This is a genomic window from Corallococcus sicarius (genome assembly GCF_003611735.1).
GTDB lineage: Bacteria > Myxococcota > Myxococcia > Myxococcales > Myxococcaceae > Corallococcus > Corallococcus sicarius.
On the sequence record NZ_RAWG01000249.1, the window covers coordinates 1 to 14,254 of the forward strand.

Annotated in this window: 10 protein-coding genes and 1 pseudogene; 5 read left to right on the forward strand and 6 right to left on the reverse strand. The window is 72.5% G+C overall.

Annotated elements, in window-relative coordinates:
• Nucleotides 1-8: 8 nt before the first annotated feature.
• The 3 genes from D7X12_RS45640 to D7X12_RS30045 form a co-directional block, all read right to left on the reverse strand.
• The gene (locus D7X12_RS45640) at nucleotides 9-413 is read right to left on the reverse strand and encodes a hypothetical protein (protein ID WP_120628687.1); all 405 of its coding nucleotides are present in this window, start codon (nucleotides 411-413) and stop codon (nucleotides 9-11) included.
• Between the two features lie 749 nt (nucleotides 414-1,162).
• A complete protein-coding gene (locus D7X12_RS30040) occupies nucleotides 1,163-3,994 on the reverse strand; it encodes an Lnb N-terminal periplasmic domain-containing protein (RefSeq protein WP_244224860.1) in 2,832 nt (943 codons plus the stop codon).
• A gap of 32 nt (nucleotides 3,995-4,026) precedes the next feature.
• Nucleotides 4,027-4,530, reverse strand: a complete 504-nt coding sequence (locus tag D7X12_RS30045) for a hypothetical protein (RefSeq protein ID WP_244224861.1) — start codon at nucleotides 4,528-4,530, stop codon at nucleotides 4,027-4,029.
• 10 nt (nucleotides 4,531-4,540) lie between these two features.
• On the opposite strand from D7X12_RS30045, the gene D7X12_RS30050 reads away from it, so the two are divergent.
• The gene (locus tag D7X12_RS30050) at nucleotides 4,541-5,083 is read left to right on the forward strand and encodes a hypothetical protein (protein WP_147443846.1); all 543 of its coding nucleotides are present in this window, start codon (nucleotides 4,541-4,543) and stop codon (nucleotides 5,081-5,083) included.
• 128 nt (nucleotides 5,084-5,211) lie between these two features.
• Here D7X12_RS30050 and D7X12_RS30055 read toward each other — a convergent pair whose 3' ends face one another.
• Both D7X12_RS30055 and D7X12_RS30060 read right to left on the reverse strand, forming a co-directional pair.
• A complete protein-coding gene (locus D7X12_RS30055; RefSeq protein WP_120628689.1) occupies nucleotides 5,212-6,567 on the reverse strand; it encodes a D-arabinono-1,4-lactone oxidase in 1,356 nt (451 codons plus the stop codon).
• Complete coding sequence (locus tag D7X12_RS30060) at nucleotides 6,564-7,736, reverse strand: alanine racemase (protein ID WP_120628690.1); 1,173 nt, start codon at nucleotides 7,734-7,736, stop codon at nucleotides 6,564-6,566. The genes D7X12_RS30055 and D7X12_RS30060 overlap by 4 nt, the downstream gene beginning before the upstream one ends.
• A 402-nt stretch (nucleotides 7,737-8,138) precedes the next feature.
• On the opposite strand from D7X12_RS30060, the gene D7X12_RS30065 reads away from it, so the two are divergent.
• On the forward strand, nucleotides 8,139-9,269 hold the full coding sequence (locus D7X12_RS30065; RefSeq protein WP_120628691.1) for a helix-turn-helix transcriptional regulator: 1,131 nt from the start codon (nucleotides 8,139-8,141) through the stop codon (nucleotides 9,267-9,269).
• A gap of 58 nt (nucleotides 9,270-9,327) precedes the next feature.
• Nucleotides 9,328-10,479 (forward strand): metallophosphoesterase, encoded by a 1,152-nt coding sequence (locus D7X12_RS30070; protein ID WP_120628692.1) that lies wholly within the window; start codon nucleotides 9,328-9,330, stop codon nucleotides 10,477-10,479.
• A gap of 13 nt (nucleotides 10,480-10,492) precedes the next feature.
• On the opposite strand, the gene D7X12_RS30075 is transcribed toward D7X12_RS30070, so the two are convergent.
• Nucleotides 10,493-11,851, reverse strand: coding sequence for a thioredoxin family protein (locus tag D7X12_RS30075; protein ID WP_120628693.1), 1,359 nt, complete (start codon nucleotides 11,849-11,851; stop codon nucleotides 10,493-10,495).
• Between the two features lie 109 nt (nucleotides 11,852-11,960).
• On the opposite strand from D7X12_RS30075, the gene D7X12_RS30080 reads away from it, so the two are divergent.
• Complete coding sequence (locus D7X12_RS30080) at nucleotides 11,961-13,706, forward strand: GTPase (RefSeq protein WP_120628696.1); 1,746 nt, start codon at nucleotides 11,961-11,963, stop codon at nucleotides 13,704-13,706.
• Nucleotides 13,707-13,798: 92 nt separating this feature from the next.
• Nucleotides 13,799-14,254 (forward strand): annotated as a pseudogene (locus tag D7X12_RS30085) (hypothetical protein); the annotation flags it as partial.

Consider the following 14,254-nt stretch of genomic DNA (forward strand, 5'->3'; position numbering starts at 1 on the left):
ACACTCGACTAGTCGTCGGCAGCGTCAGATGTGTATAAGAGCCAGCCTTCGGGGGCGGGGGCCTCACCCGAGGGCACGAGCTGGAGCTTGTAGCCGTGCACGCCCTTGGGGAGCACGACCTCCACGAGCGGGTTCTCGGTCAGCAGGGCCTGGTTGACCTTGAGGGACACCTGGCCGTTCTCGTCGCTCACGGTGTTGAGGCGGTTGCGGGACTCGCCGCTGGACACCTTGGCGCCCTTCACCGGCTGGCCCGTCTGGGCGTCCATCACGCGCAGGACCACGAGCTGGTCCTCCTTGAGCTGCGCGGTGCCGCCCGTCTGCACCAGGTCCTTGTAGCGCGGGCGCAGCGTGCACGCCGACAGCAGCGCGGTGGAGAGAAGGGCGACGGTCAGCAGCTTGCGGCGAAGGCTCATGGGGTCCATCCAGGCTGGGAAGCGGTACGGAGGAGGCGCGGCAGCATAGCCGCCAGCGACCAGACGCCAAGTCTCCGATGCGTGACGGCCTGGGCGTACGGTCCGCGCCCCCACGCCGGGTGGCGGGAAATTCCGGCAGACAGGCCCGGCGTGCGCCCTCCCACTCGGGGTCCGGTGGGGCCGTCAGCCCTTCCAACCGTCCGCTACCGGCACCATCTCCCATGCATGTCCGGGCACCCTCCTCTTCCTGCCCGCACGGAGGCCCACCCCCATGGATGAGACCAAGACAGACGTCTCCGAACCGCGAACCCCTTCCCACCGCCTGCCCCCCCGTCCGACCGAAGAGATCCAGTACGAGATGGATCCGCCGGGCACCCGGGTGCAGGAGAGCCACATCACCTGGAAGCACAACCGGTTCGACGTGAGCGTGGTGACGATGGTGCTCATCAGCTCCGTCACCTTCTTCATGCCGCTGTTCAACGGGCTGCTGGCGGGCGCGTTCGGCGGCTTCCACGCGGGCAGGGTCCGCCGCGCGCTGGGCGCCGCGCTCATCGCCTCCGTGGTGGTGCCTGGCGCGCTCTACGTGTTGTTCAACGTCTTCAGCGTGGGCGGCCTCCGCGTGTTCTACGGCCTGGGCTTCACGGGCTGGACGGTGCTGCACGTCATCGGCCTGTTCCTGGGCGCGCTCTCAGGCGCCGCCAGCCGGCCCCTCTTCAGCGGTGATTCACGCCTCGCCTTCGCCCCCCGCGTCACCGAACCTCCACTCCCAGGGCAAGGCGACGCTGCGCGAGTCCCTCCGGAAGAGTCGCGGAGCCAAGCCGCAGACCGGCCCACGCCCCGAGGGGACCTTCCCAATGGACCTGGGCGCGGGGAGTGAGCAGCACGCTCCACTGCGCGACGCGTCCCAGGTACCACTCCACCTGGAGCGTCGCGTCCGCCTCGTCCGTGAAGCCTGACACCGTGCCCGCGCGCCACGCGGGCGCGTACGCGGCCTCCAACCGCAGCGCGCTGCCGCCCGGTCCGGGCAGGCCCGTGCGGTGGGCCAATGACAGGCGGGGGCCCACGGCGGGCGCTGTCTGCCATTGGCTCCAGGTCATCGTGGCCTGCGCGCCGAGCCCCACCGCGAGGAAGGTGTCGAAGCGCTCCGATGCCGCCACCACGCCCAGCGCCTCCGCGCGCAGCAGGGCCCGGTAGGGCAACGCGCGGTCGGGGTCGGTGGACATCTTCGCCTCCGCGCCCCAGCCCAGTGAATCCGAGAGGGAGCGCTGCTGCTGGGGCAGCTCCGGGAGCAGCGTGCGGTAGCCCACCAGCGTCAGGCTGGAGCCGAGGATGCGCGGCACGCCCCAGCGCGGCTCCACCGACAGTTCCCCATCCAGTACGCGCAGCTCGCTGCTGGACTGGAAGCCGTGCAGTCGCTCGTCGCCCAGCGCCTCCCCCATCGCGGCGGTGCGCAGGCTCACCACCGGCCTCGCGGAGCCCCTGGCCGGGAAGTCCACGCCGCCGCTCACCACCGTGCGGGCCGCGCCCGAGTCGCGTTGGGCGCCCCGGGCCCAGGCGGCCTCCGCTACCGTCTTGCGCTGGTGGTCGCTGGCGAGGAAGGCCCGCGGATCCACCTCCGCCAGCGGTCCGTCGTTGAGCGTGCCCTGCGCTTCGGTGGCGGCGGCGAAGGCGGCCTCGGTCTGCTCGGCGCGCACCAGGGCCTTGAGTTCGTCGGGCGTGGGCGGGCGCTTGACGGCCGACTCCAGCGCCTGCTGGAGCAGCGCCGTGCGGTCCAGCACCGCGAGCTTCCGCTGCAGGACGTCCTCGCGCTCGAAGAGGCGCTGCCGGTCCGCCGCGCCGTTGGAGGCCGCGCCTTCGCCCTGGAGGTCGAGCGAGACCAGGCGCTCCCGTTCGATGGCCAGCGTCTCCCCTTCGGCTTGATCCACCGCCGCGCGCTCCACCCGCACCGCGTGCGCCACCCAGGCGTGCAGCGCGTCCCGTGCCTCCCCGCGGGACAGGGGCCGGGCGGAGTCCAGCGCCGTCGTCACCGCGTGCGTCAGGTGTTCGTAGCCCTGGCGGCGCACCGTGGGTTCGGCGGCTTGGAGCTGGCGGTGCACGCCGCGCAGGGGCACGAGCGCGCTGGCGGGCAGCAGCGCCGCGAGCCTCGCGATGAGCCGCTCCTGCTCCGCGAGCGCACGCCGGGCCCGCTCCCCCGTGGACTCGAAGGCATCCGGGATGTGCTCCAGGAGCGACACCGCGCGCCCGTTCGCGTCCACCACCTGGGTCTTCGCCAACGTGTCCAGCGTGGCGGTGGGCAGCACCCACAACGTGCCGGGGGCCTTCACACGGCGGCCGTCCTCCAGGGCCCCGTTGAGCATGAAGAGGAGCGCGGCGGCGCAGTTGTCGGTGAAGAAGTAGTAGCCCAGGTAGCCGCGCCGCTCGAGTTCCCAGATGCGCTCCAACATGCGCTGGGATTCGCCGGGCGTGAGGTTCAAGCGGAAGCGGCGGATGGTGCGCTGCTCCAGCTCCAGCGACTCGTGGGACACGTCTCCCAGCGTGCCGGTGAGGAAGACGGTGCTGTAGCCGCCCGTCATGCCCTTCATCAGGTAGCCCAGGCCCTTCGACTCCATGCCCGTGAGGGCCACCAGCTGCACCACGCGCTCGAAGCCGGGGCCCTGCACCACCGCGCCCTCGCGCCACACCGGACGCAGCAGCAGGTGGCCGAAGAGGGACTGGGGCTGCCGGCCCGTGGCCGCGACCATCAGGACCTCCAGGTGGGAGAGCGCGTCCGCTTCCGCCCAGGTGTCGAAGGCGGGGCACCCACCGCGCGCGGGCAGGACGCCCAGGCGCGCTTCCGCGAGGAACTCCGACACGGCCCGCGCCTTGGACAGCTCCTGACAGCGCACCTGATCATCCACGGGCAGCGCGTCCGCGCGCAGGGACTCGGCGGGGACGAACAGCTCCTCCGCGAAGGTGACGAGGTCCAGGGACGCGCTGACCTGACCTCGCGCGCGGCTGAAGGCTCCCGCGTAGGTGATGCTCGCGGTCTCCTTCCAGTTCAAGGGCCGCTCGAAGGGGAGCACCCACCCGTCCAGGCGACGCCACTGGGGGCGCCGACTCCAGCCGTGCGCGTCGTCCCAGCGCTGCATCACCGCGTGCACCACGGCCCGGCGGCGCCACAGGTGTTCGGTCTCCGCGTCCGTGAGGCGTGACAGGCGCAGCGCGGCCCGGCGCTCCTCGGTGGGGACGTAGCGGTAGAGGTGGAACTGCTCGCGGGTCCCGGACCAGTCGGGGTGCGCCTCCGAGCCGTCACCCAGGCCCAGCGGCGCGGCCTCCGGATGAAGCACGAACTCCAGCCGGCCTCCCGGCGGACGGCGCATCGCGGGAGGCAGGGCCGCGAGCCCCGCCTCAACGTCCGCCACCAGCGCGGCATCCCGTGCCGCTGCGTCGCGCAGGACGATGCCCGCCGTGCCCTCCAGCGCCGCCACCCGGGCTGCCAGGGCAGTCGCGTTGGACAGCATCTCCGGGACCCCGGCGGGTGCCGGCTCACCAGCCCGGGCTGCCATGGGGAGCAACAGGAGCGCGAGCAGGACCCACCGCACGCGGAGCTTCGTGCTTCGCGCTTCGCGGGGCCTCAACGGGTGGCCTCGGCCGGAGTCGCCGCCCCTTCCTGTCGCAGGAGGAAGGCCTGACGGTCCTCCTCGAGTCGCGGCTCGGTGCGCGCCAGCTCGCCCACCCGCTCCAGCCACGCGCGGGCGCGCTCGGGCGTCAGGGTCTTCACCTCCGCCATCGCCAGCAGCTCCTTGCGGTGCGCGCGCAGCAGCCGGCCAAAGACATCCAGGTTCTCACGACGGATGCGCGCCGCCTGCGCCAGGTCCTCCACCGTCGGCCCCGCGCCCAGCGCCAGGTCCTCGCGCAGCTGGTGCGTGCGGGCGCGCAGATACACCTGGGCCGCGTACCCCACCTCCTGCGGCGAGGGGTGGTGGTACGGCTTGCCCCGCTCCGAGTGCTCGTACACCTGCCAGATGACGACACCCAGGCCGAGCACCGTCAACGCCACCACGGCGGTCGACAGGAGCCGGTTGTCCTTGCCATTGCTGCTCCCGCTCTCTGAGCTCGCCTCTTCGCCCGGATCCACCTGGCTCGACTTGCTCGTCCCATTGTCGCTGGAGCCGGAGCTGTCATCACTGGAGCCGGAGCTGTTGTCGCTGGAGCCGGAGCTGTTGGACTCCGACCTGCTGGAGTCCCCCTCCTCGCTGCCCGTGCCCGATTCGCTGGAGTCACCCGAGTCCGAGCCGGTGGAATCACTCGTGTCGCTGGACTCCGAATGGCTCGTTCCTTCTTCACTCGTGCCACTGGATTCGGAGCGGCTCGAATCCCCCCCGCTGGAATCACCGGAGCCCGACTTGCTCGAGTCGCCACCACTGGATTCGCCAGAGCCGGACTTGCTCGAGTCGCCGCCGCTGGAGTTTCCGGAGTCCGACTTGCTCGAATCACCACCGCCGGAGTTGCCCGAGTCCGAGGTGTTGCCAGAGTCCGACGCACCCGCGGCCCGCAGCCCCGCGACGGGCGTGCGACAGCCCACCGCGAGCATCAACATCGAAGCCATCACCACGCGTTTCCACGAGCGCGTCATCCGCATCCATCCCCCTCGAAGGTCGCCACCGCGTCCTGCGAGCAGCTTCCCCTAGCCAATCGCATGCCGGGCCGCGACGGGTGCGTTTTCGACAACCTGGCGGATGTCTTCGCGCGTCAGGGCGTGAAACAGAGGCTTCAGGGTGCGTCGTGACCTTCGCGCCCCGGGGTGTCAGGACTGACGCTACGCAAGCCGTGCGTTTTCGGATTCGCTCCGGGTGTGAGCCGCCGAGCGCTCTTCCAGGAAGAGACGTCTCAGATAGGGATTGAGGAAGCGCCCTTCCGGGTCCAGCTGCTCGCGCACGCGCTGGAAGTCATCCCAGCGTGGATACAGATGTCTCAGCGTCGCCGCCGTCTGCGTGTGCAGCTTGCCCCAGTGCGGCCGGCCTCCGTGGTTGCGGAAGATGGCCTCCGCGCCGGAGAAGTACGGCTCCAGGGGCATGCCCTGGTACTGGTGCACCGCGATGAAGGCGCGGTCTCCGCCGTGCGCCGGGCTGAGGAACACGTCGTCCCCGCGCACGAAGCGGTACTCCACCGGGAAGTGCACGGGCAGCTTCTCGCGCGTGATGAACTCCGCCAGCTCGCGCACGCAGTCCGGGCCCCGCTCCACCGGCACGCCGTACTCCATCTCCTGGAAGCGCACGAGGCGCGGCGTGGCGAACAGCGTGTGGCTCTGTCCCGCGAGCACGCCTTCCGAGGCCAGCTTCGCCGACAACCGGCTCACCGGCGCGCACCACGACGGGTTCATGCGGCACGCGCGGCTCACCGCGCCGAAGACCGCGTTCTCCATCACCCACTCATTGAGCCAGCGCCCCACGCCCACCCCGTGCGGGGCTTCGTCCGTGAGGTCCATCGCCTTCGTCATCACGCGGTCCGAGTGGGGGAACCAGAAGAACTCGTAGTGCCGGTGGCTCGAGCGCGCTGCGTCCAGCCCCGCGAGGCACTCCTCCAGGCCCAGGTTCCGGCGCGTCAGCCGCAGCCGGTACGCGGGCAACAGCCGCAGCCGCACCCGCGTCACCACGCCCAGCGCGCCCAGCGACACGCGCGCCGCCTGGAGCAGCTCCGGCGCAGCGTCCTCCGCGCACGTCACCTCCTCGCCGCTCGCGGTGACGAGCGTCATCGCCGTCGCCTGCGTGGAGAGGATGCCCAGCCCCACGCCCGTGCCGTGCGTGCCCGTGCCCAGCGCGCCGCCGAGCGACTGCTTGTTGATGTCGCCCAGGTTCTCCATCGCCAGGCCGTGCGACGCGAGCAGCGCCCCCAATTCGCGCAGGTTCGTGCCCGCGCGGACCGTGGCCATGCGCTTCGAGACGTCCACCGCTTCGACGCCGGTGAGCGAGCCGAGCGACACCATCGTCTCGTCCGTCGCGCACAGCGGAGGGAACGAGTGGCCGCTGCCCACCACGCGCACGGTGCGGCCCCGGGCCCCGGCGTCGCGGAGCGCGGCCTTCAGCGCGTCCTCGGAGTCGGGCTGGAGGAACTCGGACGGGTGCGCCACCACCGCGCCGGACCAGTTGCGCCACGTCTTCGTCTTCGCCGTCATCCCCACTCACCCCGGTAGGTTGGAACCTCGTCCACCACGCGTCCGTCGGAGACGAGCAGCAGCGTGCGGAAGTGTTCGCACACCTCACCCGCCTTCGCATGACGGAAGAAGACCGGCGCGCCCAGCGGCAGCGGCACCGGGCCCGCGTAGGCGATGGGCGTCTGCACCTCGCCCGCGCCCTCCAGCGGAAGGAGCTTCGCGCCTTCGGGCAGGTAGGGCGTGGGCAGCTTGTCCGCGCCCGCCGCGCCGGAGGCCACGTAGCCGCCCCCGTGCAACGTGAACAGGCCCGGGCCGGGACGGCGCGTGACGGGGATGGCGAAGGCCACCGCGGGCAGGTGGTGGAAGCCGCGATAGCCGTCGAAGAGGCCCGGGGAATACAGGCCGCTGCCCGCGGCAAGCTCGGTGACGCTCGCGTCCTCGCGCGTGGTCTCCAGGCTGCCGGTGCCGCCGCCGTTCACGAAGCGCACCGGGAAGCCCGCGTCCTTCAGCGCCGCCACCACCGCCTGCCTGCGCGCGTGCACCGGCCCCACGGAGGCCCGCTTGAGCGCGCGGATGGCCAGGTTCTTCGCCCGCGCGTGGGGCGCCGCGTCCGGCACACCCGCGAGCTGCGCCTCGTAGCCCATGACGCCGTCGAGGAACACGTCGCCTTCCGCCGCGATGGCGCGCGCCACCGCCAGCGCGTCCCCGGGCGTGCGCACCGGCGAGCGGTGGACGCCGAAGCGCAGCCCCGGCAGGTCCACCGACAGGTCCACGTCCAGGCACAGCGGCACCCGCGTGCCCTGACGCCGCGCCGCATGGGCCGCGAGCGCCACGTGCTCCACGCAGTCCACCATCAGCGTCACGGGCGCTGGCGGCCGGCACAGCTCCGCCAGGGCTTCCGGATCCACGACGGGGTAGCCCATGAGCAGGTCCGTAAAGCCGCGCTCGCGCAGCCGCACGGCCTCGTCGGCGCTGAAGCACATGAGGCCCTGGAAGCCGGGATGCCCGTCGAGCACCCGCCGCAGCAGCGCCACGCAGCGCACCGACTTCGTGGCCAGGCGCACCGGCAGTCCTCCCGCGCGCCGCACCAGCGCCGCCGCGTTCTCCCCCAGCAGGTCCACGTCCGCGAAGGCCAATGGCAGCCGCCGTCCCTCCAGGGCCCGGGCGTAATAGGCATGGTCACGCGTCATGTGGGGCCTCCGGCGCCAGGGCATGGCAGGTGGAAGCGGCCATCATCGCCGCACCCCGTCATCCGCCAACGCGGTCCGTCACGGCCGCGTGGGATGTCGGACAAGAACCTGTAACGGGCGGGGGCGTCGGAGAAAGGGGCAGCGCGCCGGACATCCCTGGGGGGACGCCCGGCGCGCGCACACACGGATTCTTCGACTCCAGGTCGGCCCACCCCCCCGGAAGGGCACGGAGCGCCACTGTGCCTCCCGGTGAAAAGCATTTCTATTGAGGAAATCACGCGAGTCCTAAACGACTCGGGCTTCAAGGAATGACTTCCCACCTGGACAGGCGGACGCAGGACGGATTCCACTTCCGACCTCACAAGTCTTTCAATTGGCCCCAACGGATATACTAAGGAAATCGTGATTGATTTGATTTCCGAGGACCAACGCCTGCTGCGGGAGCTGGAGGGCCTGCTGACGGTGCTGGAGCCCGGCCCCGAGACGCTGCCCCTGGTCCTTGCGGCGCTCCGAGACGCCCTGCGCGCCGAGCGGACGGCGGCCTACGGCGTGGATGTAGGGCCCGAGCGCTACCACACCTCCTTCGTCCACGGCGTGGGCTTCCCGGAGCCGGCCCCGGTGCTGACGGAGTTGTTCGACGCCTTCCTGCCTCCCGCGGGCAGCCGCTTCGGCTACTTCGACCCGGCGCGGCCGCCGCTGCTCCAGCGCAACCGGCCGCTGCGCTTCACCGCGCTCAAGCTCGCGGAGGGGCTCCAGGCGCTGCCCGACCCCGTGGACGGAGCAGGGGCGCCGTGGGAGCGGCTGGGGCTGACACCGGAGGAGTGGACCCAGGCGAGGACCATGCTCTCCTCCGTGCCCGCCATGAGCCTGTACCGGCGTCTGGGATTGGAGCACATGGCCCATCTCCGGGTGCTCGTGTGCGAGGGCGACATGCTGCTGGGCTGGGTGGGGGCCTTCCGGTCCGAGCCCTTCACGGAGCGGGAGCAGCACCTGCTGCACGCGCTGACGCCGGCCATCCAGCGGCGGATGGCGCTGGACCGGCGGCTGCGGGAAGCGGGCCTGCTGGGCCCGGCGCTGGGAGCGGCGCTGGAGGTGCTGGGGCGGCCCGCGTGGGTCGTCACGTTCAGCGGCCGGGTGATGCACACCAACAAGGCAGGGCAGGCGCGGCTGGCGCAGGACGCGCAGGGGGTGACGGCGCAGGTGCGCGATTGCATCCGGAGCCCACCGGGCACGGGGCCCCTGTTCTCCTCCGGTCCGCTGCGCACGGCGGGGCTGCCGGACCACTACCTGGTGTTGGACCCCGGCCCGCCCCTGGACCCGGGCTCGCGCCTGCCGGTGCTGACGCAGCGCTGGGGGCTCACCGCGCGTGAGGCGCAGGTGCTGGAGCACGTGGTGCAGGGGGAGACGAACAAGGCCATCGCCCTGCACCTGGGCTGCGCCGAGCGCACGGTGGAGGTGCACGTCACGCACCTCCTGAACAAGGCCCAGGTGGAGAGCCGCTCCGCGCTCATCTCGCGCTTCTTCCAGTCCTGAAGCGACGCCCCGGCCCGGAACCCATGGGCGCCGTGCGGGGCGTGACTAGGATGGGGGGATGAACGACGCGCTCTTCGAGAAGGCGGTGGCTCGCGCTGACGCGGCCGTGGCGAAGGGGCCGCACGCCACGCCCGCGGAGGGCCGCCACCGCACGCGGCACGTGGTGATGGGGGACCCGCAGGCGGACTTCGACCGGGTGCTGTCCATCCTCGCGCTGCACGGGCTGCTGGGCGGGGATGGAGGATTGCGCCCGGACGTGTGCCTGGTGTCCGTGGGCGACCACTTCGACTGGGGCCCGGCCTCCGAGCGCGAGCGCGTGGCCCGGAGCGGCTTGCGGCTGGTGGCGTGGCTTGCGTCCCATCCGGCGGACCAGGCGGTGCTGCTGCTGGGCAACCACGACCTGGGGCGCGTGGGGGAGCTGGCGGACTTCACGGAGGCGACCTTCCGCGCAGCGCAGGAAGAGGCGGACCGGCTCTACGCGGGGGACGACACCGACGCGGCGGCCGAACGGGACTTCATCGCGCGCTGGCCCGCGCTGCCGAGCGTGGAGCTGGCGGCGCGCGACTTCAGCGCGTGGCGCGAGGAGCAGCGCGTGTGGGTGGAGCACCTGCTGCGGGCGCGGCGGTTCCGCGTGGCGCACGCGGCGGGGGACTCGCTGCTGGTGCTGCATGCGGGCGTCACCCGCGAGGATTTGGACGTGGTGGGGCTCGAGTCCGGGCGCTGGTCGGAGGCGGGCGCGGTGGCGGACGCGCTCAACGGCGTGATGGACCGGGCGGTGGATGCGTGGACGGGCGGGCCGCTCGTGCTGCCGGGGCTGCACCATCCGGGCAACGCGGCGTCGGGCGAGGGGCTGGGCATCTTCTACCAGCGGCCCAGCCTCCAGGCGGAGGACGCGGAGCGCGTGCGCGAGACGCCCCGGCGGCGGTTCGACCCCCGGCGACTGCCCCTGGGACTGACGCAGGTGGTGGGCCACACGCGCGACAAGCGGGTGCGGGAGCTGGTGTCCCCGGGCCCGGTGCGCGACGGCGTGCTGCGCCACCTGGTGACGGACGGGACGCGCGTGGACTACGCGCACGGACCGCCCCCCAGGACGGGGGCGGGTGAGGCGGTGATGGTCTTCACCGACGGGGCCATGCGCGAGGGCCGGGCCGAGGACTTCCAGCTGTTCGACCTGGACGCCCAGCGCGCGGTGCCGCTCGACGGGCGCTGAAGGTGCGCGGGCGCTACGGTGCCGAGGCCGCGGCCTTGAGGGCGGCGAGCCGCTTCTCCAGGGCATCCACCCTGCTCGCCGACACCTGGGACGCGGGCAGCGTCTTCGCGAACGCAATCGCCTCCTCCAGCGTCTTCCTCACCCCGGCGTCGTCCTTGCGCGCCACGTAGATGTCCGCGCGGACGCCGAGGACGGACAGCCGCCGGGCGCCCTGCACGCGCGCCAGGGCCCGGTCGTTCGCGGCGAGCGCATCGTCCAGCCGTCCCGTCAGGCTGTAGAGCATCGCGAGCCGCGCGGGCGGGTTGTAGTCCTGGGGCAGGTCGCGCTCGCTCTGCTCCAGCGCGGGGATGGCGCGCTCGGGCTGCTTGAGCGTCATCGCCGCGAGCATGCGGTGCGAGTCGAACACGGTGCGCGCCTCCGGGTTGGGCGCCTTCGCGGCCTCGCCCTCCAGGAAGGTGATCCACTCGCTGGCCACGCCCTGCGCGCCGGCGGTGTCATTGGCCTTGGTGCGCGCCTGCACGAGCACCTCGTAGAGGCCGGAGCGGTCATCCGCCTCCATCGCGATGGCGGGCGGAGCGAGCACCTCGCGCGCCTTCGCCTCCAGCGCGTGGCGCAGGTCCGCGGCCTCGGGCGTGCCCTCGGGGATGGCCAGCGCGCAGGTGAGGCCGTTGAGGACACCGTTGGCCAGGTGGAGCGAGCGCGGCACCTTGGGCAGCTCCGCCACCGCCTTCTGCGCGCACGGCACGTGCTGCTTCGCGCCGTACTGAGCCATCAGCAGGGACTCCAGCGCGCGGCCCCGGCGGGACCAGTCGGCGGGGGCCTCGGCGAGCGCGAGCGACAGGGCCTCGGCGGCCTCCGCCGGCTTGCGCTCACCGTAGAGGGCATCGCCCCGGGCGAGCAGCGCGTCCGCGCCGGTGGCGCCGCCCTTGTAGGCAAGCTCGCCGTCCTCGAAGAGGCGCTCCAGTTGGGGCACCGTGGCGCTGCCGGCGAAGCGCAGCAGGGCCTTCTCCTGGCGCGGGTCGATGATGAAGAAGGTGGGCCAGAACTCCACCGGGTACTTCTCCTGGAACGGCGCGTTCCCGGTCAGGTCGGTGTTGAGCTCCAGCCACACGAAGCGATCCGCGTGCTTCGCCAGGGCCTTGTCCGTGAAGACATAGGCGCGCATGGAGCGGCAGGTGTGGCACCAGGGCGCCCACGTGTCGACGAACAGGGGCACGCCCTTCGCCTTCGCCTCGGCGAGCGCGCGGGCGTAGTCGTCCGCGATGAAGGGCAGCGGGCCTTCCGCATGCGTGTCGGCCGCGGGCGCGTTGGCGTGCGTGGCGGTGCAGGCGATGGATCCCGAGAGGAGCAGGCAGACGAGGAGGGAGCGCATGCGGCGCACCCTAGCGCGCCCCCGCGGGGGGTGTCCCCTTTGGACACTGCATGCACACATTCCTGGGCACCGCCGGGTGCGCGTGCTGTCTTCTGCGCGGCCCATGCCCATGAAGCACTCCCAAGCCCTGCGCACCGCCCTCGCGTCCGCCCTGGATGCCCTGCCTGCCTCCGAGCGCTTCCCCGAGGGAAGCGACGCCGACGTGGCCCGCCGTCTGGCCGAACGCCTGCGCCGCGACCTGCTGCCCCGGCTGGGCTCCGGCCCGGACGACATGCCGCTCTTGCTGGTGGCCATCGCCGGGCCCAACAACGTCGGGAAGTCCACGCTCTTCAACGCGCTGGCGAAGGCGTCCCTGTCCCCGGCGCGTCCCGAAGGGGGCCTGACGAAGCAGTGTCTGGCCGCGGCGCACCCGGAGACGTGGACCGGCGAATTGAAGGACGTGCTGACCCAGCGCTACGACATCGTGCCGGTGGTGGAGGGCACGGTGGCGCCGGTGGATGCGCCCGGGCCCGCGGGCCGGCTGTACCTCGTGCTGGCGGACGCGGTGCCGCGAGGCCTGCTGGTGATGGACACGCCGGACTTCGACAGCGTGTACCGCGACAACCGCGAGCGGGCCGAAGCGCTGCTCGTCACGGTGGACGTGCTGGTGTTCGTGGTGAGCCGGCAGACGTACCAGAACGCGGCGCTGGTGGACTTCCTGCGCGCGGCGGTGGGCCACGGGCGGCCGTACCTGCTCGTCTACAACGAGGCCACGCGCGAGGACGTGGCCCGGGGACACCTGGACAAGTTGGCCCAGGACGTGGGCCACCCGCCCATCGCGCGCTATCTCGCGCCGCACCAGCCGGACGTGGAGGCGGGGCTCAAGCCGCTCGCCACGGAGGCGCTGGATGGACGGCCCCCGCTGGCCGCGCTGCTGGGGCAGGCCGAGCATGCGCGGGAGCTGAAGGCGCGGGCGCTGGAGGCGTCGCTGTCGGATGCGCGCTCGGAGCTGGCCTCGGTGGCGCGGGCCGCCACGCGCGCGGCGCGGGAGCCGGAGCGACTGCGGCAGCGGCTGCGGAACGACCTGCTGGGCATTGGCGCGCAGGCCGCCTTGAAGGCCGTGCCCGCGGACGTGCTCGTGGATGCGTTCCGGGATGAGTTGGATGCGCGCAGCACCTTCCACCGGCTGGTGCGGCTGCCGTTCCGGGGGTTGGCCACGGCGCTCACGTTCGTGAGCCGCAAGGTGCGCGAGTCCTTCACCGGGCCCCGCCCGCACGAGGCGCTGCCCACGCAGGCGGTGGACGACTCGCTGAAGGACGGACTGCGGCGGCTGGTGGATGTGTTCGCGCCGGAGGTGGCCGCGTGGCGCGGGGACGCGGAGACGAAGCAGAAGCTGCTGGAGGCCTTCGGGCCCGCGATGCTCGGCCGCTTGGATGCGCCGCTGGAGTTGGGCGCGCTGCATGCTCACGCGGCGGACCGGGTGACCTTGTATGACTTCTGTCGCGAGCTGGTGGGCCGCGAGCTGCAGGGCGGCATGCGCGAGGAGATGCTCCAGACGCTGACCACGCTGGTGTACTCGGTGCCGTCCGGGGCGGCGGCGGTGGTGACGGTGGCCACCGGCGGCCTGGGGCATGACGCGGTGGTGTGGGCGGGCACGCTCTTGTCCACGCCGCTCCTGGAGCGCTTCGTGGACCTGCTGGGGGCCCAGGTGCGCGCGACGGTGACGCGCCGGTGGGCGGACTCCCACGGGGCCACGCTGGCGCAGGCGATGGAGACGCGCTTCTTCGCGGATCTGCTGTCCCACCTTGACGCCCAGGCCGACGGCTGGCTGCGCACCGCGGCCACGCTGGAGGCGGCGCGGGCGGCGACGGAGTAGGCGGTCGCTCCCGGACAACCCCCGACCTTCCGAGCGCCGGGGTGAGTTCGTCCGTGCCACGTCGCCACCGATGCGTCATGCTCGGGGGTGCCATGACCGGTCCGGGCCCGGAGGCGGGTTCCCCTCTCATCCTGTCGTTCCGACACCTGCTGACCGAGTCCGTCGGGGTGTTCCTCGACGAGGCGGACATGACGTGTCCGCAGACGGCGGACGCACTTAGTGAACTGTTGGTGACGCTGTCGCGCTACCGCGAGGAGGGGGCGCTGCTGTTCCCCACCGCCTTCCTGGGCGACGACCTGGGCGCGATGCTGGAATTGCTGGGCGGGCACGACCCGATTCCCATCGGTTCAGGGCCGCGAAACCGCGCCACCATCCAGCGGGCCCTCAAGCAGTGCGCCCCGCTGGGCCAGGGGCGCTGGTGGGCGCTGTACCTGGTGCGCGAGCCGGAGGGGCTGACCTACGGCATCTTCCGGACGGATCCCTTCCCCCTGGCGGAGACGCCGCTGGAGCGGTTGCGGCACGCGCCGGACCGGGGGGTGGGCGTGGTG